24 protein-coding genes are annotated in these 21868 nt (G+C 49.8%); 2 read left to right on the top strand and 22 right to left on the bottom strand.

The features are described from left to right. Positions 1-75: 75 nt before the first annotated feature. The 6 genes from A0U42_RS11720 to A0U42_RS11650 all read right to left on the bottom strand — a co-directional run bounded on the left by A0U42_RS11720 (position 76) and on the right by A0U42_RS11650 (position 9736). Positions 76-216 carry an ESPR domain-containing protein gene (locus A0U42_RS11720; protein ID WP_206671168.1) on the bottom strand — a complete coding sequence of 47 codons (141 nt, stop codon included), beginning with the start codon at positions 214-216 and terminating at the stop codon, positions 76-78. A 337-nt stretch (positions 217-553) separates the two neighbouring features. Continuing rightward, complete coding sequence (locus A0U42_RS08915) at positions 554-3289, bottom strand: ESPR-type extended signal peptide-containing protein (RefSeq protein ID WP_083122486.1); 2736 nt, start codon at positions 3287-3289, stop codon at positions 554-556. Positions 3290-3523: 234 nt separating this feature from the next. Then, positions 3524-6172, bottom strand: a complete 2649-nt coding sequence (locus tag A0U42_RS11715; protein ID WP_065360667.1) for an ESPR-type extended signal peptide-containing protein — start codon at positions 6170-6172, stop codon at positions 3524-3526. 79 nt (positions 6173-6251) lie between these two features. Continuing rightward, positions 6252-7823 carry a recombinase family protein gene (locus tag A0U42_RS08905; protein WP_065360666.1) on the bottom strand — a complete coding sequence of 524 codons (1572 nt, stop codon included), beginning with the start codon at positions 7821-7823 and terminating at the stop codon, positions 6252-6254. Next, positions 7820-9457, bottom strand: coding sequence for a recombinase family protein (locus tag A0U42_RS08900; protein ID WP_065360665.1), 1638 nt, complete (start codon positions 9455-9457; stop codon positions 7820-7822). Before A0U42_RS08900 ends, A0U42_RS08905 begins: the two co-directional genes overlap by 4 nt. Positions 9458-9502: 45 nt before the next feature. Further along, positions 9503-9736 (bottom strand): SHOCT domain-containing protein, encoded by a 234-nt coding sequence (locus A0U42_RS11650; protein WP_176698858.1) that lies wholly within the window; start codon positions 9734-9736, stop codon positions 9503-9505. Between the two features lie 480 nt (positions 9737-10216). Here A0U42_RS11650 and relB point away from each other — a divergent pair, with 480 nt between their 5' ends. Both relB and A0U42_RS11505 read left to right on the top strand, forming a co-directional pair. Further along, on the top strand, positions 10217-10438 hold the full coding sequence (gene relB / locus A0U42_RS08890) for a type II toxin-antitoxin system RelB family antitoxin (RefSeq protein ID WP_065360664.1): 222 nt from the start codon (positions 10217-10219) through the stop codon (positions 10436-10438). Between the two features lie 70 nt (positions 10439-10508). Further along, entirely contained in the window at positions 10509-10709 is a 201-nt protein-coding gene (locus tag A0U42_RS11505) for a type II toxin-antitoxin system RelE/ParE family toxin (protein WP_369690866.1), read from the top strand. A gap of 49 nt (positions 10710-10758) precedes the next feature. Here A0U42_RS11505 and A0U42_RS08885 read toward each other — a convergent pair whose 3' ends face one another. From A0U42_RS08885 to A0U42_RS08810, 16 genes are read right to left on the bottom strand one after another with little or no spacing between them, the layout of a single operon-like run. Beyond that, on the bottom strand, positions 10759-11031 hold the full coding sequence (locus A0U42_RS08885) for a hypothetical protein (RefSeq protein WP_065360663.1): 273 nt from the start codon (positions 11029-11031) through the stop codon (positions 10759-10761). Beyond that, on the bottom strand, positions 11028-11585 hold the full coding sequence (locus A0U42_RS08880) for an N-acetylmuramoyl-L-alanine amidase (RefSeq protein ID WP_009014524.1): 558 nt from the start codon (positions 11583-11585) through the stop codon (positions 11028-11030). Before A0U42_RS08880 ends, A0U42_RS08885 begins: the two co-directional genes overlap by 4 nt. Then, complete coding sequence (locus A0U42_RS08875; protein ID WP_009014525.1) at positions 11582-11767, bottom strand: hypothetical protein; 186 nt, start codon at positions 11765-11767, stop codon at positions 11582-11584. The genes A0U42_RS08880 and A0U42_RS08875 overlap by 4 nt, the downstream gene beginning before the upstream one ends. After that, complete coding sequence (locus tag A0U42_RS08870; protein WP_014128954.1) at positions 11764-12621, bottom strand: hypothetical protein; 858 nt, start codon at positions 12619-12621, stop codon at positions 11764-11766. The genes A0U42_RS08875 and A0U42_RS08870 overlap by 4 nt, the downstream gene beginning before the upstream one ends. A 12-nt stretch (positions 12622-12633) precedes the next feature. Then, positions 12634-13140 (bottom strand): hypothetical protein, encoded by a 507-nt coding sequence (locus tag A0U42_RS08865; protein ID WP_009014527.1) that lies wholly within the window; start codon positions 13138-13140, stop codon positions 12634-12636. A 13-nt stretch (positions 13141-13153) separates the two neighbouring features. Beyond that, positions 13154-13405 (bottom strand): hypothetical protein, encoded by a 252-nt coding sequence (locus A0U42_RS08860; RefSeq protein WP_065360662.1) that lies wholly within the window; start codon positions 13403-13405, stop codon positions 13154-13156. Further along, a complete protein-coding gene (locus tag A0U42_RS08855) occupies positions 13392-13760 on the bottom strand; it encodes a hypothetical protein (protein WP_065360661.1) in 369 nt (122 codons plus the stop codon). Before A0U42_RS08855 ends, A0U42_RS08860 begins: the two co-directional genes overlap by 14 nt. A 5-nt stretch (positions 13761-13765) precedes the next feature. Continuing rightward, positions 13766-14029 (bottom strand): hypothetical protein, encoded by a 264-nt coding sequence (locus A0U42_RS08850; RefSeq protein WP_255304154.1) that lies wholly within the window; start codon positions 14027-14029, stop codon positions 13766-13768. A gap of 12 nt (positions 14030-14041) precedes the next feature. After that, a complete protein-coding gene (locus tag A0U42_RS08845) occupies positions 14042-15025 on the bottom strand; it encodes a hypothetical protein (protein ID WP_065360660.1) in 984 nt (327 codons plus the stop codon). Next, complete coding sequence (locus A0U42_RS08840) at positions 15018-15584, bottom strand: putative phage tail protein (RefSeq protein WP_255304153.1); 567 nt, start codon at positions 15582-15584, stop codon at positions 15018-15020. The genes A0U42_RS08845 and A0U42_RS08840 overlap by 8 nt, the downstream gene beginning before the upstream one ends. Continuing rightward, positions 15571-16638: a baseplate J/gp47 family protein gene (locus A0U42_RS08835; protein ID WP_065360659.1), complete on the bottom strand. Its 1068-nt coding sequence runs from the start codon at positions 16636-16638 to the stop codon at positions 15571-15573. Before A0U42_RS08835 ends, A0U42_RS08840 begins: the two co-directional genes overlap by 14 nt. Continuing rightward, a complete protein-coding gene (locus tag A0U42_RS08830; RefSeq protein ID WP_065360658.1) occupies positions 16635-17084 on the bottom strand; it encodes a DUF2634 domain-containing protein in 450 nt (149 codons plus the stop codon). Before A0U42_RS08830 ends, A0U42_RS08835 begins: the two co-directional genes overlap by 4 nt. Then, positions 17077-17496: a DUF2577 domain-containing protein gene (locus A0U42_RS08825; protein WP_065360657.1), complete on the bottom strand. Its 420-nt coding sequence runs from the start codon at positions 17494-17496 to the stop codon at positions 17077-17079. Before A0U42_RS08825 ends, A0U42_RS08830 begins: the two co-directional genes overlap by 8 nt. A gap of 6 nt (positions 17497-17502) precedes the next feature. Then, positions 17503-19017: a hypothetical protein gene (locus A0U42_RS08820; RefSeq protein WP_065360656.1), complete on the bottom strand. Its 1515-nt coding sequence runs from the start codon at positions 19015-19017 to the stop codon at positions 17503-17505. Then, complete coding sequence (locus A0U42_RS08815; protein WP_065360655.1) at positions 18992-19726, bottom strand: hypothetical protein; 735 nt, start codon at positions 19724-19726, stop codon at positions 18992-18994. Before A0U42_RS08815 ends, A0U42_RS08820 begins: the two co-directional genes overlap by 26 nt. After that, entirely contained in the window at positions 19726-21846 is a 2121-nt protein-coding gene (locus A0U42_RS08810; RefSeq protein ID WP_065360654.1) for a phage tail tape measure protein, read from the bottom strand. The genes A0U42_RS08815 and A0U42_RS08810 overlap by 1 nt, the downstream gene beginning before the upstream one ends. Positions 21847-21868 lie beyond the last annotated feature (22 nt).

The raw sequence follows: 21868 nt of genomic DNA, 5'->3' as shown, positions 1-21868 counted from the left end.
GTGTCACCATCATTGATAGTCGCTGCATTAGCACCATAACTAGTCCCTAATAAAAGCAGTGACAATAAAATACTTTTAGTTAATACCCCCCCCCGAATTAATAAAAGTTCTCAGCAAAGAATTTCCGGACGCTTTCCCACCATTTTTTGCTAATTCAGAAACAACCTCGTAACGTCCCTTTACCCGGTTAAATATGACTTTATAAATTTTATTCATCATTCGTTTCCCCTTTCCAATAAAAAACGCCTTTATATGAAGAATCATTTCCTCTTCTTACATTTCTGTCAATATTTTATGCTAAACTTCGATTCATAAATCTAGCATCATTCTTTGTAATTCTTTCTAAGATCTGATTGCTAGCAAGTTAAAGTCTATATCTAAACCCAGGCCATATCGCTCCTATCCCAAATCTTCAATGTCTGCCAAAGATTCATCCATAACTTCATTTAGACCACTCTACAAACCCTAGTCATAAAAAAAACAAGCCCGATACACAGATTCTCCGTATACCAGGCTTGTTTGATTTCTTTTATCTCAGTAAAAGAAGCCTATACTATTTCCGAATATGTGAACCATATACATCTCTAAAATCGTTATTAACCTTATCATTCTTGTCATTGACACGTACCCTTTCGATCTTATGCCGGTCGTTATCCTTACCGGAAATACGGTCAACACGGAAACGTTCTACTTCTTGTACCTTGGCAAGTTCTGGTTTAAATTCTTCTACGGCTCGACTCATATCGGCATCATTAGGCGCTCCGTTCTGCAAAGCGCGATAAATAACCGTTGCGTATTCGTAACGAGTCATCGCACGATTCCCTTTAAATTCGCCATCCGGATACCCCTCCAAATACCCTTTGTCCGCCAAAGACTTCACATACGTGTAAGCCCAATGATCTTTCGGTACATCCGGGAAGGTCACGTCTTTAGTAGCTATAGATACCTTACCACTCATGAGTTTTTGAATCATTTCATCTTGCTTAGCTACAATCTGCTTTAACTCCAATACATCCTTAGCCAGGGCCACGCGGGAACGGCTCACATGGTTATGCTGCCCAAGCTTGAAGGTCACACCAGCATTTACCATATTTTCACCGCCGCCGAAAGAGCCGCCTACGGAAAACATGGTATCTTCATTGGGCCGGTAGAAGGCACCTACAGCTACTGCATGGGCATCTTTATAATTACCGTAACCTGCTGCAAAATCCCATTTATCATCCGGATCAAAATCTTGGGGATGAAGAGCCGCCAGTGCTGCAGCCCCTGCACCGACCCTATCTACCCGGTCACCTAATTTATTAAGATTGTTCCCCATGTTATTAACTCGATTATCCAAGTTACTTATGTTGTCTGCATTATTCTTTACTTGGCTGTCCAGGATAGACAAATTCTGTCCAGCTGTATTATCCGCCTTAACATAGGAACCATCATTCGTTACATGCGTCTCATTGTACACAGTCCCACCAGTTACGATTCCAGTGTTTCCGTTTGCCACTTGTCCATCTGCCGTTACATTGATTTTATAGGTAGAACTTCCATCTGTATTTGAGGTTTCATCAATAGTCACATTATCACCAGCAGTTACGGTATTTCTCGTATCTACGCTACCAGCAATAGCAGACAAATCCACGGAGCCTGTTACGGCATTTCCCGCAGTATCAGTAACATTCATGGAAAGGGTATTACCGGAAAGGCTAAGCCCATTAGCACTACTTACCAACGTATCATTCCCATCAGAAGCTCCAGCAACGGCTTTCTTTAATTGTGCCACATTGACAGCATCCGTATCTGCCGTGCCTGCTGCCACACTGGTTATCTGACGAGTAACACCGTTTCCTACATCACCTACAGAAACGGCTGCTGATGTAGCCTTCCATGTAGAATTTGTCTCTGTCGAAGTAGCTCCCGTAGTCGGGTCATACCCCGCTGCTCCTTTATCTACCGTAGCATTAGACTTATAACCAAGAGCTACGCCACCTTCTTTATTGACTTTTGAATCATACCCAATGGAAGTTGTATTAGCTACGGAACGGGTATCGGCTGCAGAAAGACCGCCGATGGCAATCGTGTTATTGGCCGTCACGGTATGCTCGTTGCCCATGACAATATTATTGGACGCATTGGTTACGGTATTTTTAAAGCCGGATACGGAATTTAATTCGGCAATATTACGGGCCGTACCCGTAACTTTATTATTAACACCAGTAATTTGTGTTTTCTGGGTATAATCGGCTTTGTTACCGCCACCAATAGCCATTGTAGAACCTCCACCATCAGATTCGCTTGTTGCTTCACGCAATATATTTGCCAAATCTTTAGCTGAAGTCGGCGTGGTCGAGAATAGCCCTCCTGGCAAACCGGATATGGAGGTATAGGAATTGGTAATTTCATTCCCGGCGCCAAAGATCAAAGATCCATTGGAGTTCTGAGTCCTGTTGGCAGTACCAACAATGCTATTTGCTATACCGGAATAATAGTCTGAACCTGCACTATCCATCGACTCTATACTGTTCAAAGCGCCGGTAATGGTTGCGCCAAAGTTTTTTTGACCATTAGCCGATCGTCCACCATTGTATTCACCGGAAATAATGTTATAGACACCGGTAGTCGTGGTAAATGCTCCATTGCTAAAGCTATTCGCACCGACAGTAGTCGCATAGACATTCAAATTAGAAGCACGCGTAGCGGAACTATCGACAGTGGTATCCCCAAGGTCCCCACGGTAATTATGGGAGCCGATCATTGTACTGCCAGTCCGAGCAAAGGTATTGTCACCAATAGCAATGCTGCCAACCACTTTCGTCGGATCAGCAGGAATCCGAGCACTAGAAAAAATACTCCCGGAAAAAGTAGTCTGTCCCAGTGCAAAAGTGGCTTCACCGCCACCGGCCATATTTTCGATTTTGGCATTTTTGCCAATGGCAACACTGCCGCCCTGGCTGGCATAGTTATTAATATTGGCTCCATTACCTACCACAATGTCTCCAGTAGCTGCACTGGCACCATTAGAATAGCCGATGCTACTTCCCTTACCAATGGCTACGTTTTCCGCTTTCGGAGCATTACTGCTCGTGCCATAGGCTACGCCAGAACCAGTACCCACTGTCGTATCAGCTGCTCCTGCTACACTCATACTACCACATAACAGGACTACACAAAGAGCGAAAGCATTTCGTCTATAACTCCCATGGCTCCGATTATCTTTCGTACAACTTCTCGTCAACTCAGAGACAACTACATAACAGCGTTTTACTTTGCTCCAAATAACCCGATATACCCTATTCATTGTACTCTCCTTTTCCAATCATATGCTCTTTAAAATTCTGATCAATTATATTCTACCCCCCCCCCGCGTTTTCGTCAACATTTCGTCTAATTGAAATAGGCTTATAAGCCAGGGGAAATCAGAATAGATTCTAAGGATTGGGAATATGCATTTTCACTATAAATATAAAAAGACAAAACAGTAGTCACTATGTTCTCTGATAACTCCTGTTTTGTCTTTTCATATTTATACTATTTATTTCTGAACATAATCACCATAAACATCCCGGAACACATTTTGGACTTTATCATCTTTATCATTTACCCGTACACGTTCTACCTTATGACGGTCATTATCCTTGCCAGAAATACGGTCCACACGGAACCGATCAGCAGATGCCACTTTTTCAACTTCAGGAGCAAATTCGCTCAAAGAACGTCCCATATCTGCATCTACAGGAGCCCCGTTTTGTAACGCACGATAGACAATAGCTGCATATTCATAACGAGTCATTGCTCGATCGCCTTTAAACTCACCATCTGTATATCCATTTAAATAGCCTCTATCGGCCAAACTCTTAACATACTGATAGGCCCAATGGTCTTTTGGAACGTCCGAGAAATTAACATTTCTCATAGGAGAAACTGTGCCAGCTTTCATCATGTTTTTCAATTCATCAAGTTCTTGGCGCATTTCCAAATTATCATTACGTAAGGCAATAATTTCTTTTGCCATAGATACCTTAGACCGGCTAACAGTACTCTTCTGTCCCAGTTTAAAAGTCACGCCGGCATTAACCATGTTTTCTCCACCACCGAAGCTCCCTCCGACAGAAAACATAGTATCTTCGTTAGGTCTATAGAAAGCTCCTACAGCTACAGCATGGGCATCTTTGTAGTTACCATAACCTGTTGCAAAGTCCCACTTATTATCGGGATCAAAATCTTGGGGATGAAGAGCTGATAAAGCTGCTGCACCAGCACCGACTCTGTTTATACGGGTATCCATTTTATCTAATCTGCCAGTTAAAGAGCCTCCCGGAAGCTGTATATCATTGAAATAGCCTACACCCGCATGAACATCTCCTTTAATATTTGCATCACCATCTACTTGGAGATTTTGTTGAATATGAGTATCACCAGCGATGGTTGTATTCCCACCAATATTGGTATTGCCGTCTACCTGGAGATCCTGTTTCAGGTGGGTGTCACCACCTACCGTTGTATTGCCGTCAATATTGGTATTGCCGTCTACCTGAAGATCCTGTTTCAGGTGGGTGTCACCGCCTACCGTTGCATTACCGTCAATATTGGTATTGCCGTCTACCTGAAGATCTTGTTTCAGGTGGGTGTCACCGCCTACCGTTGTATTGCCGTCAATATTGGTATTGCCGTCTACCTGGAGATCCTGTTTCAGGTGGGTGTCACCACCTACCGTTGTATTGCCGTCAATATTGGTATTGCCGTCTACCTGAAGATCTTGTTTCAGGTGGGTGTCACCGCCTACCGTTGCATTACCGTCAATATTGGTATTGCCGTCTACCTGAAGATCCTGTTTCAGGTGGGTGTCACCACCTACCGTTGCATTGCCATCAATATTGGCAGCACCTCCGATGTGGGCATCGCCAATGGTAGTAATAGAATCAAACGTTGGGTTCTTGTCCGTCTTGACTGTGATGGTCGTATTGCCTGCTCCGTCTTGGCTCACAACGGTTTTGAGGTTATCCCCGGAGTATTCGGTGTCCGCTTTTGCGCCTTCACCTACTACGTTAACTGTACTCCCCAGTTTGGCCGTAGCCGGATTTGCCGCACCGCTTGCAGAATTGGCACCAAACTTCAGGCCGTTATTGATGAGTGTCTGCCCGTACTGATATACGCCATTGCTGGTAGCGAGATCTGAATTCCCAGCTGCAATCGTGTCTGTGCCATTTACGCTGATAGTATAATTAGTACTTCCGCCAGCACCTGTATTAGATGATACCGAAACGTGGCTTCCACCTGTAATAGTGGTTCGAGCAGCAGCTGCAGCCTGTGCTACAGCAAAGAGCTGTGAACCATTTACTGCGTCTGTAGACCCTGCATCCACACGTCCAGCAGCCAGATGCGTCAACGTACGTTGTGTAGTGCCGTTGCCTATGGAAACCGTTCCATTGACATTGGTTCCTGCGAAGTTATAATTCTGGCTTCCAATGGTCATTCCTGCAGTTGAGACGGCTCCTTCTGCAGACGAACCCGCACCTAAGGCAACAACATTTGAAAGTCCGTCTATATTAATTCCTGCCCCTAACGCAACATTATTATTTCCGTTTGAGATATTATTACCTGTCCCCAAGGAGACACTATCAAAAGAATTACTACTTGTACTGCCAGTACCTATGGAAATCCCATTACCAACGCTATTTTCGATTTTTACGCCCTGTCCTATCCCGATAGTTGTTGTGCCCAATGCATATCCTGATAATCCTGTAGTGGTAGGTACTGAATCAATATTGCCGATCATAATAGATGCATAGTCAGCTCTAGCACCAGTTCCGATTGCAATGGCTCCGGTATTGACGTCTTGGCTTAACGGATTGCCAACAGATGCTTTAGAATTGGCGCCGATAGCAATAGCTGTATTACCACTATGTCCATTTGAAGCAGTACTATCTACTGCAGCTGCATTGTCGCCAATCGCGATACCCTGTTGGTACTTATGGGCTCCATCACCCGATGTTACACCCTCGGCAAATGCGGTTCCCAAACTAAGGCTTGATCCTAACAGTACAGCAAGTGCGCCGGCTACTACTCTGCCAGTGACTCCAAGCTTGTTCCCATTATTCCTTCCGTAACTTTTTGCCAGTTCAGAAGTAACCACATAGCAGTTACGCACCCGATTCCAAACCAACTTATAAATTCTGTTCATAATACCACTCCTTGTTCCAAAAATTTTTAACCATTTACAGTATACCCCCCGTATCATGTCAATAGATTTTATATTCCATTCACATTCCCACATGTATTTTCGTACCATTCTTAAAAACTATTTGAATTTTTACTTTACTGTATACTATAATGAAGTCTACCAAACTGCACCACAGCCTTTCGTCAAACTCATATACAAGATTTTGTTTCTGCAGATTTTTCATAAAGTTATCCAGCTTCCAGTATCTGTCCACACACTGCTGTATGGCATCACAGACCTGATCATACTTCTTCTTCGTTTCTTCATACCGGCTGACCAGCCCGTTGTACTTCCTGCCATATTCATCCTGGTCCTGTGCCACCTGGGCATTCTCAGCAATGAGCTGTTGCACCTGGTCGGTCAACATGTTCAGGTCTAATTCCAGCGCATCACGTTCCTTTTCCAAAGATGCGGTATCTGTAAGACGCTTTTTCAGCATCGTGATATTGCTCAGAATATCTTCCTTATTCTCAATAAGCTGATTGACTGCTCGGATAAAAGCACCTTTGATTTCATTCTCCGTCAGATGCGGTGTCTTGCAGTGGCTCTTGAACTTATCGTTGCATCGGTAGATGGTCCTGCGGTACTTGTCGGTCGAATGCCACACCTTGGCTCCGTACCAGCCGCCGCACTGGCCGCATTTGATTTTACTGGAGAAGATGGATACGCCGCTGTAACGTTTTTTCCCTTTACGCCGCCTCTTGATTTCCTCCTGTACCCAATCGAATATCTGCGGGCTGATGATAGCTTCATGGTTATGTTCCACATAATACTGTGGCACTTCCCCTTCATTTTTCTTTGTCTCTTTTGTCAGAAAATCAACCGTGATTTTTTTCTGAAGCAGGGCATCCCCTTTATACTTTTCATTCATGAGAATACTTCGGATCGTGTTAGCTCTCCAGATTTTGCAGCCAGCTGGAGTGGGAATCTTACGTTCCGTCAGTTCTTTTGCAATAGAATGAAACGTGTATCCGCTAAGATACAAACGGTAAATCAACTTTACGATTTCTGCCTGCTTTTTATTCACTATCAGGTTTCCGTCCATTCCCCTATCATAGCCAAGAAAATGACTAAATGCCAGACTGACCTTCCCATCAGCAAACCGTTTCCGGTGTCCCCAGGTTACATTCTCAGAGATGCTGCGGCTCTCTTCCTGTGCCAGGGAACTCATGATGGTAATCAGGAGTTCTCCTTTGGCGTCCAGTGTCCAAATATTTTCTTTTTCAAAATAGATTTCGATTCCTTTATCTTTCAGCTTTCGCACGGTGGTCAGGCTGTCAACCGTATTCCTGGCAAACCGGCTGACAGATTTTGTGATGATAAGGTCAATTTTGCCGTCCATGGCATCATCAATCATCCGTTTAAATCCTTTCCGGTGTTTGGTATTCGTAGCTGAAATGCCTTCATCCGTATACATCCCGACAAATTCCCAATCATTTCTGCTCTGGATATAACGCGTATAATAATCCACCTGTGCTTCATAGCTGGTAAGTTGCTCATCGTGATCCGTTGAAACCCGTGCATAGCCTGCCACCCTTCTCTTTTTTTGACTGTCCATCAGCTTTTTCGTATAACTCCGCAGTGTAGCTGGAATTACCTGCACTTTTTTCATGACAACTTCACCTCCTTCGTATGACCATCGTTAAATTGAAACAGCAATGTTTCGTTATCCTGTACTTCAATACGCTGCACTTGTGCTCTAAATGCTGTATCATCAAATTCCAATTTCCCCATTGTTTCTGCTGCCATACGCTGCAGCCATTCTTCTTTGATGTTTCTTACATGGATGCATCTATGTTCTCCCCTGCACCGCCAATAAGCCACTTTTCCATTCTTACGTTTCTCTAGACAACGTATGAATTTTGTCTGGCACGCAGGACATACAATGCGTTCCGAAAAAGCGGTATAACGGCCGGACGTATCACGCTGATGATACGTTTCCATCCATTGCCTCTGCTTTTTCTTCTGCTCATCCGTCCACATATCCTTTAAGGCTGTCGATTTCCATTCCTGTGTGATAACGTTTCCATCTTTGAAATGAAATACCAGCGTGTGATAAGAAGGAACAACAATCTTCTTTACCCGCTGAACAAACAGTTCTTCATCAAATTCATCTGTACCCAGAACGGCTGCGCATGCTTTTTTCAAAGCGGGCTGCGGGATGGAGCCATAGGCCCCACAGTTTGTCCCCTTGCCCTTATGCGAATCACAGGTCCAGTATTCCCGTATCCTTCCCTTGTATTTCCGAACAACATGGACATAGCTTTTCCCGCAGATGCCACATTTGATGATCCCCGTAAAGCAAGAGGTGTTCAAAAAATCCCTGGCATATCCGCCTCGCTGCATTCCCATTTCCTTGCGATTCTTTAATTCCTGCTGAACCCGTTCAAACATATCAGAAGAAATTATGGCTTCATGATGCCATTCCACTACATACCTATTCCTTTCTCCATGATTAACGGCCTGGCGTTTGGTAATAGGGTCCGTCACAAAGGTTTTCTGAATCTCAAGAACGCCCGTATAAATCCGATTCGTAAGAATCTGCCTGATACTGGCATCTTTGAAATAGTTCCCATACATGGTGCGAATCTCCCGCCGCTTTAGTTCCCGTAATATATCTTTTCTGGTTCTGCCCTGCAGATAGGCATCAAAAATTTCTCTGACAATCGCGGCTTCTTCTGGTTGGATGACCAGATTATCTTTCTCCCAGCAATAGCCGTAAACGAAGAACTTTGCATGAGGAATCCCCTGTTCAAACTTTTTACGAAACCGCCACTTGATATTTTCGCTGATGGAACGGCTCTCTTCCTGGGCAAAGGAGGCCAGGATGGTCATCATCAGCTCGCCATCTCCGCTCATGGTATGGATATTTTCTTTCTCAAACCAGACTTCAATACCCAGTTCTTTCAGGTGACGTACCGTCTGCAGAAGGTCAACCGTGTTTCGGGCAAACCGCTGGATGGATTTGGTCAGGATGATGTCTATCTTCCCGGCTTCGGCATCTTCCAGCATCCGCCGGAATTCCTGCCTCTTCTTTATCCCCGTCCCAGAGATGCCGTAGTCTGCATAGACCCCAGCGTATTCCCAATTCGGATTTTTCTGTATCAGCTTGCTATAATAACTGACCTGTGCCGAAAGGGAATGGTGCATCCGCTCCGATTCCATGGAGACACGGGCATAGGCTGCAACTTTCTTTCGTTGTTTCAGTCCGGATATTTTTTGTTCGATTTTACGGATAGTCCGCATAGAATCAGCTCCTTTCAACACTATATATCCCTCTTTTTTAACCAATTAGCAAGTATATAAATCGCCAGAAAAGGGCTGATATTTATGGAGCATCTCCTGCTCGAAAGTCTGGTACTCCTTCTCGGTGATAAGTTTTTCTGCCAGCATCACTCTCGCCAGATACATCGTCACCTGGAAGGTTGCTTCATTACGAAATAACCTTTTATCCATGGCGACCATCTCTGAAGCGATACTCGACATAGCAGGCATGGGAGCAGAACTTCCGATGGCTGTTGCCATAGACACTGAACTTTTTGCCGCAATTTAGGCAAGTGAATGTATAGACCGCCTTCCGCTTCACCAGCTCGGGATGAGCGTTCCACCATTTGTTACGACAGGCATCGCAGCAGAATCGTTTCCGCTTGCGTCCCGGATTCTGTTCAATGGGCTTTCCACATTGCTCACAGACTGATGTTGTCTTCTTGGTAACCAGGTTGTGCCGTCTGCAGAAAGATTTCACTGTATTGATAGAAATACCGAGTATCACTGCTATCTTCCCATACCCTGCTCCGTCTCGGCGCATAGTAGTAATCTGTTGTTTCTGTTCATCCGTCATAATGAACACCTCCTGAAAATTGGCTCTCAGGAGTAATAGGACAAAAGAAATGATTTCAAGTACCCTAGAAAACAATTTTCAGTTTTTCCCAACTTGATTGGAAAACAGACTTAACACACCGCCCCTTTCGTAATACGATGTATTACGAAAGGGGCGGTGATAGTATGACTATTTCATTACGATTAAATAAAGCGGATTCTATACTTTTTAAAAAGTATGCTGAACTCAATGGGATCACTGTATCAGAATTAGTGAGACGTTCTGTTATAGAACGAATTGAAGACGAGCATGATGTAAAAGCTTACAAAGAAGCCTTGGCAGAATTTGAATCCGACCCCATAGTCTATTCACTTAACGAGGTGGAAAAAGAGTTAGGTCTGAAATGAATTACAGTGTTGTTTTTTTTCCAAAAGAGCGTTAAAACAATTAAAAAAATTAGATAAATATACAGCATTCCTGATTACAAGTTGGTTGAGGAAAAACATAAATGGGTGTTCAGATCCTAGACAATATGACAAAGGATTAACCGCAAACAGAAGCGGGCAGTGGAGATATCGAGTAGGTGATTACCGAATCATTGTAGAAATAGAAGACACCAAGGTGATTGTTTTGGTTCTTGAAATTGGGCATAGAAAGAATATTTATCTGGATAAATAGAAATAAGCCGGTAAGGAACATCCGCTCCGATGTCCCATACCGGCATTTCTCATGCAATCTTCTGTTTTACATCAGTCACAATGGCTTTTACCGCCTGCTGCATCAAGGTGATGTAGAGACGATTGCGAATCTTCACCCACCAGCTGGTGGTGGTCTGGATTTCTGCTTCCAACGGATCTGTGAGGTTCTTCATCTGCGCTTCCACTAGTTTTTGGACATCATCCAGGTCAATGGACTTGATGGCCGCTTCGGCTTCGCTTCTGGCAAAGTCTACGACGGCATTGGCGACGGCTTTCTTGATTTCTTCACGGTTCATAGTCATTTACCTCCCAAGATGAGTTGTTCATAATCTGTCACTCCCCTGGCAACTGCTCTGGCCATGGCATCCTGGGCGTTTGCAAGGATTTCTTCATCGCCAGGATTGGTGATAAAGGCCAGCTCGACCAGGACGGCGGGCATGTCCGTGTTTGTGAGAACATACAGGCCGTTGACGCCGGGCGTAGCGATTTTCACGCCACGGTCGGTGATATCAAGGGCATCTACCAACTGGCTCTGGATGCAGCTGGCCAGCACGCTGCCACGGTAACTGCCGGCACAGGCCCAGGTTTCTGTGCCGTTGGCTTCTTCGGCTTCAGCGGCATTGCAGTGGATGGATACGAAGATGTCGGCGTCACTACTGTTCGCCGCTTCGCAGATATCGTACAGGCTGTCGGACTGGAGCAGTTCGGTTTCAACACCAGCGGCATTCAGATAGCTTTCCGCAGATTCACCTACAGCCAGTGCCACATCACATTCGCGCAGCCCCGTTTCTCCGTTCACGGCACCGGGGTCAGGATTGCCGTTCGGCGCATGGCCGGGATTCAGGAATACTTTCATGATTTATCTTCTCCTTTCTGGTTGGCAGCGGACTTTACGGTACCGCCGATATAGCCAAGCAGGCCGGATGCGATGGACATGGCCAGCTCGTTGAGATTATAAAAAATGGCCATGATCAGGGCTGTGACCAGCCCAATGATGACCAAACAATCGGGGATATTCACTTTTTCAAACAAACTCATCCCACCACCTTAATGGTTAATACCACTTCTGCCTTTGTTGCTGAGGCTTCTGCCAGATAGGAATACAAAGCATCCGATATTTCCCCAATCATTATGACCCCCAGATCATCATCTTTCTCATAAAACAATTCTGTGGTATCCGATATTCCTGTCCCTGTCGTAAGTTCAACTTTGCAACCTGCATATCGTTTTTCTTCATCCAACAGGAACAGCAGCCCTTTACGGCTTCCATTTTCCAGAGCCCCCACGCCGACTATCTTAGGGCTTTCCGGGGATTGCTTCGTCGTCATAAGCATATGGCCAGTCAGCCACTGCGTGCCCTGTCCCGTCATCGTAAGGCTTACATCTGTAAAAGGAACAGTGGGAATCGGGGCGGCGTCGGTTGCACTGACAATCATGCCATTACTGATGGGTGCCGATATATAAGCAAGTTGAGGATTGGTACTGCTGCTTTCCTGCTCTTCCCCGTTGATAGTGATTTTCCCCGCATAATAATCGGTATCTGCTTTCAAGTTGATGCTCAAGGTATCCTGATACGTTGTAGCATATACGGTATTTCCATCTGAGTCTGTTTGTGAGGATAACTCCGGATGGTTGCAGGTAAGCGTAATGGTCTGATGCTCTTTTTGAATCAGGGTTATCGTCTTTCGCGCATCTGCCTGTGATAGGTCAGCCGTCCCCGTCACCAGTTCACCCTCTGAGGTATAAAACTTTTTCCCCTTAGCCACATCGGCAGCTTTCGCCGTTGTGTCAGACACTTCGCAGAACCGTGCCCTGCCGCCGTTTTTTAGGGGAATCAGGATGGATGGCACTTCGCTGTAACTGGCTCCGGCTATCGTCACATTTACCTTCATGGCCTTCCCTCCTTACTCGACAGTCAGGATTTTCGTCAGGCTGTCCTGGGAAACGGAAACGGTCGTCAGACTGCCCGTCACCTTGGTACCATTGATGTAGGCCGTCTTACCGCTGACAATCGTCCCCGCGGCGGCGGTGGCATCACTGGTATCGACTACGCTGGACTTGCCGCTGATGCCGAGGACCGTCACCCCGGACTTGATGTTGCCGCTGACGAGCTTGGCCTGTTCTTCTTTGCTGATACGCACAGAGCCGCTGCCATTATGGAAGCCGGCCGGGATGGTATAGGCGCCATCAGCTTTGGCAATGCTGCCGCTGACCGCGCCGTTGTCAGTCATCGTCCCGATAACAGACCCGCTGCCCAGGAAAACTGACTTGCCGTTCAGGATATCGCCGGAAGAGGCCGTAGCGCCAGAGGTATCATAAAAGACCGCGCTGCCCTCCCCTTCTGCCAGGGGAATCGATACCTGCGGCACTTCTGCATAGATAACGGAATTGATTTTTACGTTCTTCGCCATGTTGATTGCTCCTTTACTCGACTTTTAATTCATAGCCATTGAAACTGATCCTGCCATAATTCGACGGAATGGCAGCCACCGTCACTTTGGAAAGAGCAGTATACCCGCCGTCTGCGGTGATGACCTGCTCCTGAGCCGTCGGAGTAACTCGCTTTTCCTGGTACGCTTCGAACGGCGCCTGCGGCATGGAAAGAATGCCGACCAGAGAATTTCTTTTAAGAGGTAGGGAAACAAAGCCTGCTAAAGTACTTTCATTCTGTGCCACGCTCCGTCACGCTCCTTTCCAGGAAAAAACCCCTGGCCGGGATGATGGTATCGGTATAGCCAGTTCCCCGCACGAGCTTCACTTCATAGATATACCGGCCACAGGATAAATGCCGTGTATCTTCCGGCAGGAATACCAGAACACAGCTGTCCTGCTCCTGACGGATGCCCTGGCCCAGCGTTTTCGTGAGGACAGGGTCCTTATCCGTAATGAAGCGTTTCAGTGTAAAGGTCAGGCGGTCGCCGTCCCCCGGGATAAAGACACTGCCCGTTACCCGGTCGCGTATGGTCAGGTCGAATTCTGCTGAATCGCCCCGCGTCAGATGGATCCGGTTCTTCACTACAAAAAAGCTCATCTCCCTCACCCCTGTTCATGCTGGCGCTGTTCCATCACATCCAGGCGATGCTGCACGTGCCCCGTAGCTTCTTCCACCCGGGACAACCGCTCTGCCATCTGCTGCCGTTTGGATTCCGTATCGGATAGTTGCCTGCGCAGATGATCAATGCACTCCTGCAGGCTCCGTACTGATTGATTTAAGGGCTTGATGACGCTGAAATTAAAGATGACACCGCAGAGCATCAGGACCGAGACCAAAGACCCTGCCATTTGTAGCCATTCAGCCATATTTCTCACCTCCTATCCCGTCCGCCGAAACATGTACACGACAATGGACGGCTGCATGTTGTTGTGCGGCTGGCCGCCGCCCGTCCGGGAAAGGCTATGGGAATGATTCCCATCCCAAGACGTATGCCCGTCCACCTGATTGCCATGCCAGCAGCCGTCGCCATAGCCTACGGCCACAGGTGCATCATTGCCTTCACAGGCATCCCACTGGAAGTTGCGTGGCAATGCCCCGCAGGACCAGTGACGATGATTCCCGCTGTCTCCGACCGTATGTCCATGAGCCGGAGTTTCTGGAATCGTAAGATTGTGCTTCTCTTCACCCAGCTTGTCCCCGGCCTTGTACATAGTTCCGCTGTCTGCCGCCCCGGCCCCGATCAGGCAACGTCCCATGGCAAAGGCCACCCAGGTCGTACCCGGCCAGTACGTTGCCGGATTCTTCCCGTCTGCGGATATGTAGATGGCATTGACAGGGAACGGGCAGGCCTGAATCTTGGCCACGGCTTCCTCGTCCATATCGGCGTAGGTGACCTTGCCCCAGCTGCCGTTGCTGTGCAGGACGGTATTCAATTTTCCCGCAGACGGCGACGGGACCATGCCGCTCTGGCCTGCCGTCTTTTCGCCACAGCCGCTGAAATCCGGCAGGGTGATGTCTCTCGTGCCATCAAACAGCACCCGGTGAATCTTCCGTCCTGTCTGCAGCTTCGACGCACTGGCCGCATTGCCGCTGATGCCACTGGCATGGGCCTTGGCATCGGTCAGATGGGCGTTAATGTCAGCCGCCGTCGCAGAAATCCGCTCATAGAGCCGGGCATCATTGCTGACCAGCTGGGACACGGTCTTGTTCTGCTGGTTGAAGACCACCGGGTCTTCCGAAAGATACTGAGGGAAAAGCACATCATAATCCAGCGTATTCTCCACGGCTTCTGTGGGCCGGACTTCCTGTCCGGCCCGGTCCGGGAAATCCGTTGACCACTTCTCCTTGATATACTCAGCCACTTGCCGTCACTCCTTTCCCGGATACGATGGTCGCCGTCGAGAACGTTGCCTCTCCATCCCAGTGAATCTTTCCGTTCCAGGAATAGCCCAGATAGATGGCATAGCCCAGATGGGCCGGCTTGTAGATATCGAGCTGGGCAATCAGCTTCGAGAGCGTTGCCGTATCCTTGTCATTCATAATGCAGTACACCTTGAAATAATATTCTTCATTCACTTCCTCGATGTGGCCGACGCTGTACAGGTTCACGATGGAGTCCATGAAATCCACCGTGGACACATCCACATGCTGCAGCTTAAAGAGGATCCGCTGCCTGCGGAATTCGTCGGTATCCCCGTCGCCGGGCTTGATGCCAAGGAATGATTCATAAAGAGGCAGCGCCCAGGTGGCTGTGTTCACGAAGAAGTTGTCCGCCAGGTCCTGCAAGGCCAGACGCAGACGGTCATGTTCCGTGCTGCAGGTATCCGCCGTCTTCTTGAACATCGGGTCTTTCCCCAGGAATTTCGGCAGATAGTCCAGCACATCAATGGGGTGCTGCCTCATCCATTCATTCGCTGACAAGGTTCAGCACCACCTTTCCGACTACCGGGATCTGTTCATTGGTCAGGCGGATGTTCTCTGCCTTGCCGCCGAGTTTCAGGTTTCGGTAGTCTGTAATCCCGTTCACGCCCAGGATGAGCCGGCCAATCTGGGCCAGGCTGACATAGGACAGGCTGAACCCCGTATTCTTGAAATAGGCGGACACAGCATCTGTCACCGCATCGGCATTGACGGTGCCGTACACTTCTGCCGTAATATCCACGGATACGGGTGCCGGAGATACCACGGTCACGGTAGCCCCAATGGGCCGCTGGGATTCGATGTGCCGGGACACTTTCTGAATTAGCTCGCTGGAAGCCGATTCATTCTCTGCCGTCACAATGATGACTTTCACTGTACCGTTCCCGTTCCAGAGCGGGATGACCTTGCAGTTGCCCACCCCGTCCACGGACATGGCCCAGGAGCGGTAGTGGTTGGCGTTGCCGGACGTGATGGGCTGGCGGACCCGGAACAGGAGCCGTGCCAGGAGGGCCGCATCGGATTCTTCATCGGCTCCGTCCGTGCATTTCTCCGGGTTGGTCACGCTGTACACATTGGGGATGGAATAAGGGATTTCCGTAATCGTTCCCGGTGCCACATTCCCTTTCACCCCTGTATCTGCGGCCTGGACAGCAATGTCTGCTTCCGTTCCGTCAGATGGAATCGTAGCGGATTCTGTCGTGTAGAAGCGCAGCCCGTCTTTCGTCTGGAACAGGCTGCCACGTATGATGTAGGCCCCGGACTGCCCGGTGACCGTCACTTGGCCATTGGCTTTCACCGCCTGTTTCCGCTGGATGCCGAATTCCTCGGCCCGGAGCGTCAGATAATCGCCCCAGGCAGTCTCGGCAAAAGCCGCGTCCCGCAGCATGGCCATCTCGGCATAGCTGTTCTCGAATTCCACGGCATTGGTATCAATCATGTCCCGAGCAAAAGAACCCTCGATGGCCGTCTTGTCCGTATCGGTCAGCGTGTGCAGGGTCTGCACCATGCGGCTCTCAATCTGGTCTTTTGTCTGGGCATCGAACAAATCGCTCATGCAAGGCTCCTTTCTACGGCAACCGTGATGCTTTCATCGCTGTAAATGGATGTCACATCCACCAGAATGAACAAATCATCTTTCTCCCGCTTTTCCACATCCACCCGGTTAATCCGTGCAATATAGGGATTGACGGCCAGCCCCTCCCGGATATTCTGGCAGATCTGGTCTGCTGTATAGACGCTGTTGGGCATCGTCCCCTGATAGGGTTCAATGGTAATGCCGTATTCATCATGGTAGGCCAGATACCGATATCGTTCCGTCATCAGGGCTTTATAGATCCACACCTTGAGGGCTTCATCTTCTGTCACGGTGATGTTGTTCCCGTTCTCGTCATAGCGGAACCGATGCTTCTCAAAATCATAGCCGTATTCCGAAAGGAGCGGCAATGTTTCTCTGGCACTGACATCCGCTCCGGATGCCAAGGCCACAAAAGGATCAGCCATACCCGTCCAACCTCACAATCTCATCTAAAATCACATACTGCTGGATTTTTCCGTTCACCAGCATGGGCATGATGGCGACTTTCATGCCCGGCTTCAAGGTATCCGTGGTAATCACCGAATCGGTGTAGTCGTTATGGATGTCGTGGTTATGCGACTGATACGCCGCATCTCCGCTGCCGCCTGCCCGGTTCTGGGTAGCCGATACTAGATGGCCGCGGGCCGTTCTTCCGTAGCCTGCCAGAAGGTAATGGGAAATCCACAGTTCCTCTTTGGTCAGGACGATGCCGTTGTATTTCACCTGGATGTCCGGCGGGGATTGGAGTATCTCGCCAATCTGGATGGACGGACTGTTGCTGCTCCTCGATACCTGCTCCATGAGGTTCAGCAGGCTGATATATGGATTTTTCTGCATCTCCCGTCACCCCCTCGATGTCTTGATGATGGTCGCCGGATAGTAGTCGCTCCCCATGTCGATGCTTCCTTCGTAATGGTGGAAGCACCCGTACACATTGGAGCTGTTGCCCCAGCAGCCGCCATTTCCGTCATAGACCACGACATGCCAGTTCGGGTCCGGCTTGCTGTAGCGGTTGTACATGATGATGTCGCCTTTCTCCAGCTGTGCCGGATCATAGGGAATCGTCAGTCCCTGGGCTTCGGCATCGGCCCGGAGCTGGTCGCATCCTTTGACGTTGTTGTTGTATTCCTGCGCGGCAAAGGGCGAATACCCGGCAGCGGCAACCGTTGCCCGGTCCACGCAGCCATTGGAACCATAAGGCGAAACGGTCCCATCGAAATTCTCCATGCACGAATCCACCACATCGCCTCCGGCAGCATTCCCGTTCATGGACGCCCTGCCCCTGCTGCCTGAAGCGGCCGCTGCAGGCGGCACGTAATCTGGGTTCGCATTATAGGATGCACTGTCCAGTTCCTGCTTTTGTTCATCCAGCAGCTTGTTGAAGACCAGATGCAGATCCATGGTGTGCCTGTTCCCCTCGATCCGATGGCTGTCTGACTTGATGAAGAACCTCCCTTTGAGCTGTTCTTCCTGGATGTCCACGGAAAAACCGGCAATGCACTGGATATGGCCGAGCGCCTTGACGGACATGTCATGGGCGACGGTCTTCAGCATGGCCCGGGCCTGCGAGGCATCGTCCTGCTTGGGGTCTGCCTTGCAGATGGCCTGTATGATGCCAAATTTTTCTATATCTGTAGTATCCGGCATCTCGCCTTTCGTCTGGCCTGCACTGTCCACGACAACCACCTTGGATACCATGTCTTCGATGGACTCGGACACGGATGCCCCGGTGAGATTCGTTTCATCGCTGATGAGGAAGTCCTCCACCACCTGATCATTAGTGCAGACCACATTCAGCTTCCCGTCCGTCATGTAGATGTGATAGCCCTTGCCATCCTGCGCCGACTGGTAAGACAGCGCCTGCTTGATGGCATCGGTTGCTGAGATGTCATCGGCGATGAAACTGCACACCACAGAAAGGTCCGGCATCGTCCCGGCTTCGATGGAAAAGTCATGGATGGTCTGCCGGATGGCATCCGCCACGGTCACATTGGCGTACTTCCGGGTAATGCGGGATTTGGCCAGATAGATGATGTTGTCGAAGGCCACAAAGCGCATGGCATAGGACTCGCTGTCCCGGCTCCGGGAAAAGATGCACCCCTGAAAAACGGGATATGTTTCCTGCGTGACCTCATCGGTATAGGAAAAACACACTTCATCTCCCAGCTCCAAAACGGCATTCGTCCAGTCCTTGTCTTTCGTGGTATAGGCGATATCAAATTCCAGCTTTCTCCCGGCCTGCTCCACATCGCCCGACCAGGTATAGGAAAGGGCATAGGCAGACAAGTCCGTGTTCTGCGGTTTATCTGCCTGCTGGTTTTCCGTATCGGCCTTATTTATCTTTGCCAACTGGAACATTTTCATCATTCCTTTTCAGGTTCATGGTCGTCAGCCGGATGATGTCCCCCGCCGATAGGCCGCCGCTGCGGATGATGCTGCGGTAGACCTGGAACTTGGAGAACTGCTCCTTATTGAGCGTGACCGATTTCCCGACGGCCCGGCCCACGACATTGCCGATGCTGTCGCCCGGATAATAGGTGATATTCTTCTTCATCTTCTGCCAGAACGACTCAGGGCGTTTCTTCAGCCCCGTTGCCGGGTCCGTTTTCCCAGTTTCCGCCGCTGTGACATAGCGGTATTCCGTCAGCGCCAGTTCATAATACACATCGCCGCTGCCATCCTTTTCCCCGAACTTGAAGGAGCTGATCAGGCAGGGCATGGAAATAGGCGTGTCCGATACCGTGAGCTGGCAGACCTCGCCGCCTGTACGCATGGCTTCCAGTTCGGCGATATAGGTATACGGCGACAGCGTCATCATGGCAAAGGGATAATCCTGGGCGGGGAAAAATCCCGCCAGCGTCAGGGACTTCAGCCCGGTCCTGCCTTTCATGAGATACTCCCCGTAGTTGTTGATATTTACCGTGCCATGATTCATATTGACGGAAACCATCAGTTCCGAAGGCAGCACGGGAAAGGTCACGACAGAGCTGCCCGCAGCCAGGGAAATCGTCAGATCCTGTGACGTCTGCCCGATGGCATTCAGGATGGATTCTAAGAATGAGGCCATCAGATGGTCGCTCCTTTCATGCGGTTCATGCCGTACAGCCGGATCTTTTCCACCAGCTTGTCGGCTACGGCGTCGATGTCCTGCTCGCTGCGGACGTTCATCGTGTCGATTCGAATAGTGATGGCGTGGCTGCCTGCGTTCATGGCCTGCCGGATGCTTTCATCATGAGGAATCACGGTACTGCCGTTTGGCAGGTGGACCAGCTCGCCCCGGCGGTCTTCGTTGATGACGGCAAAGCCGCCGCCAAAGTTCTCGACGCCTCCGGAAAAATGACTGATGGGTTCAATATTGAATCCCACATGAGTCGGCGCCCCGCCTGTCAGAGACGGGATGTCAATGGACAGGCCGTTGACGCTGGCAATGAGTCCGTTCACCTGGTCGATGACCCAGTTCACGCCGCTCCGGAAAGTATCCTTGATGCTCTCCCAGATGCTGGAAGCCGTTTTGCTGATGCCGTTCATGGCCCCGTCCCAGGCCGAAGCAATCCATTGCATCCCAGCATCCACAGCATCCGACACCGCCTGGATGGCCTGTTCGATATACTGCGAAACCGTATCCCAGTTGCTCCAGAGGAGATACAGCCCTGCGATGACGGCGGCGATGACAATCAGGATGGGATTGGCCATCGCTGCCGCGCCGACTGCCCGAATAACGGTAATCATCATCCTGCCCACGGTCAGGAAGGTACTGCCCATGCCTTTGGCAACGATGGCGATGCCTCTTGCCACAGTAATGAGGCCCTTGAACTGGGCAGCCAGATACTTCGATACGCTCCCGGCCTTGCTGATGCCCGCGGCGATGGAGCTGAACGTCCCGAAGGCCCGTCCGCCTATCGTCAGCACCCGTCCCAGGGTGGAACCGAAGAGCTGGAAGGTTACGATGCCGAAAGCCACCTGGCCGATCAGGGCCTTCTGCTCCGGCGTCAGCGACCGGAACCAGGCCGCCAGTTCCTTCACCCGCAGGGACATGGCCTTGAAATAAGGGGTAAAGGAAACAGCCAGGTCCATCCCGGCATTCTTCAGCTGGTTCATGGCAATCTGCATCTGCTCCGACGGGGTCAGCATCTTCTCATAGGCTTCCCGGGTCATGCCGGCAGACCGGGCCATCTGGTCCATGACCTTATCGAAATCCCCGGCTCCCTTGCCCGTCAGGACCAGGATGCTGTTCAATCCTTCGACGGAACCAAAGAGCTGGGCCATCTGTTCGGCGTCACCGCCGGTGGCCCGCTTCACTTCGTCCAGGAACTTCACCCATCCTACGCTCTGCAAATGAGCCGCGTTGAACTCAAGGCCAAGGGACTGAGCCAGTTTCGCCGCTTCAGAAGACGGCTTCAGGATGTTGCTGTAGGCCGCCTTGAGTCCTGTAATGGCCTCGCTGGTCCGGATACCGTTCTTGGTCAGGACGGCAATGGAACCGAACAATTCCTGGGTACTGACATTGAGCTGTGCCGCAATGGGAATGACGTTGCCCATGGACTGGGCCATCTCGCCAAAGGATGTCTTGCCGAAGTTCTGTGCCAGGAGCATCTGGTCCGTCACCGCCGTGGCTTCTTCTGCCGATTTTCCATAGGCATTGAGGACAGTCGTGACGCCGTTTACGGCAGTCGTCGTATCCGTGAACCCGGCCTTGGCGGCAATGGTCATATCCCGGACGAAACCTACAGCGTGGCCGGCATCGACACCCGCTGAGATGGCCTGGTAGACCGATTCGGAAAGGTCGGCAACGCCCGCCCCGGTCTCATCGCTGACAGCACGGATTTCATCACTGACCTTCTGCATGGAAACGACCGTCGTATCCACCAGGGTCGAAATCTTGGCGATGCCACCCGCAAAGTCGCTGTGCAGCTTGAAGCCTGCCGTCGCAGCCGCCAGGATGGGTGCCGACAGCAAGGCCATCTTGTCTGACAGACCGGAAATCTTGCTTCCCGTCTGCTCGATGCTCTTTGCCGTCCGTTTCTGGATGCGTTCATGCTCCGTCAGCTTGTCCGACAGGCCGCTGACCGATTGTTTTGCCGCCGCCATCTGGGCCTTCATGGTTCCCAGGCTGGCATTGACGCTCCGCACCGTCGGCGTGAACAAATCCCGCAGCCGGATGGCGGCATCGATGACATTATTGGCCATGCTGTTTCACCTCTCTTTCCAT

The sequence above is a fragment of the Megasphaera sp. DISK 18 genome (genome assembly GCF_001682955.1).
Lineage (GTDB): Bacteria > Bacillota > Negativicutes > Veillonellales > Megasphaeraceae > Megasphaera > Megasphaera massiliensis.
This window is presented reverse-complemented; position numbering and strand designations above follow the sequence as displayed.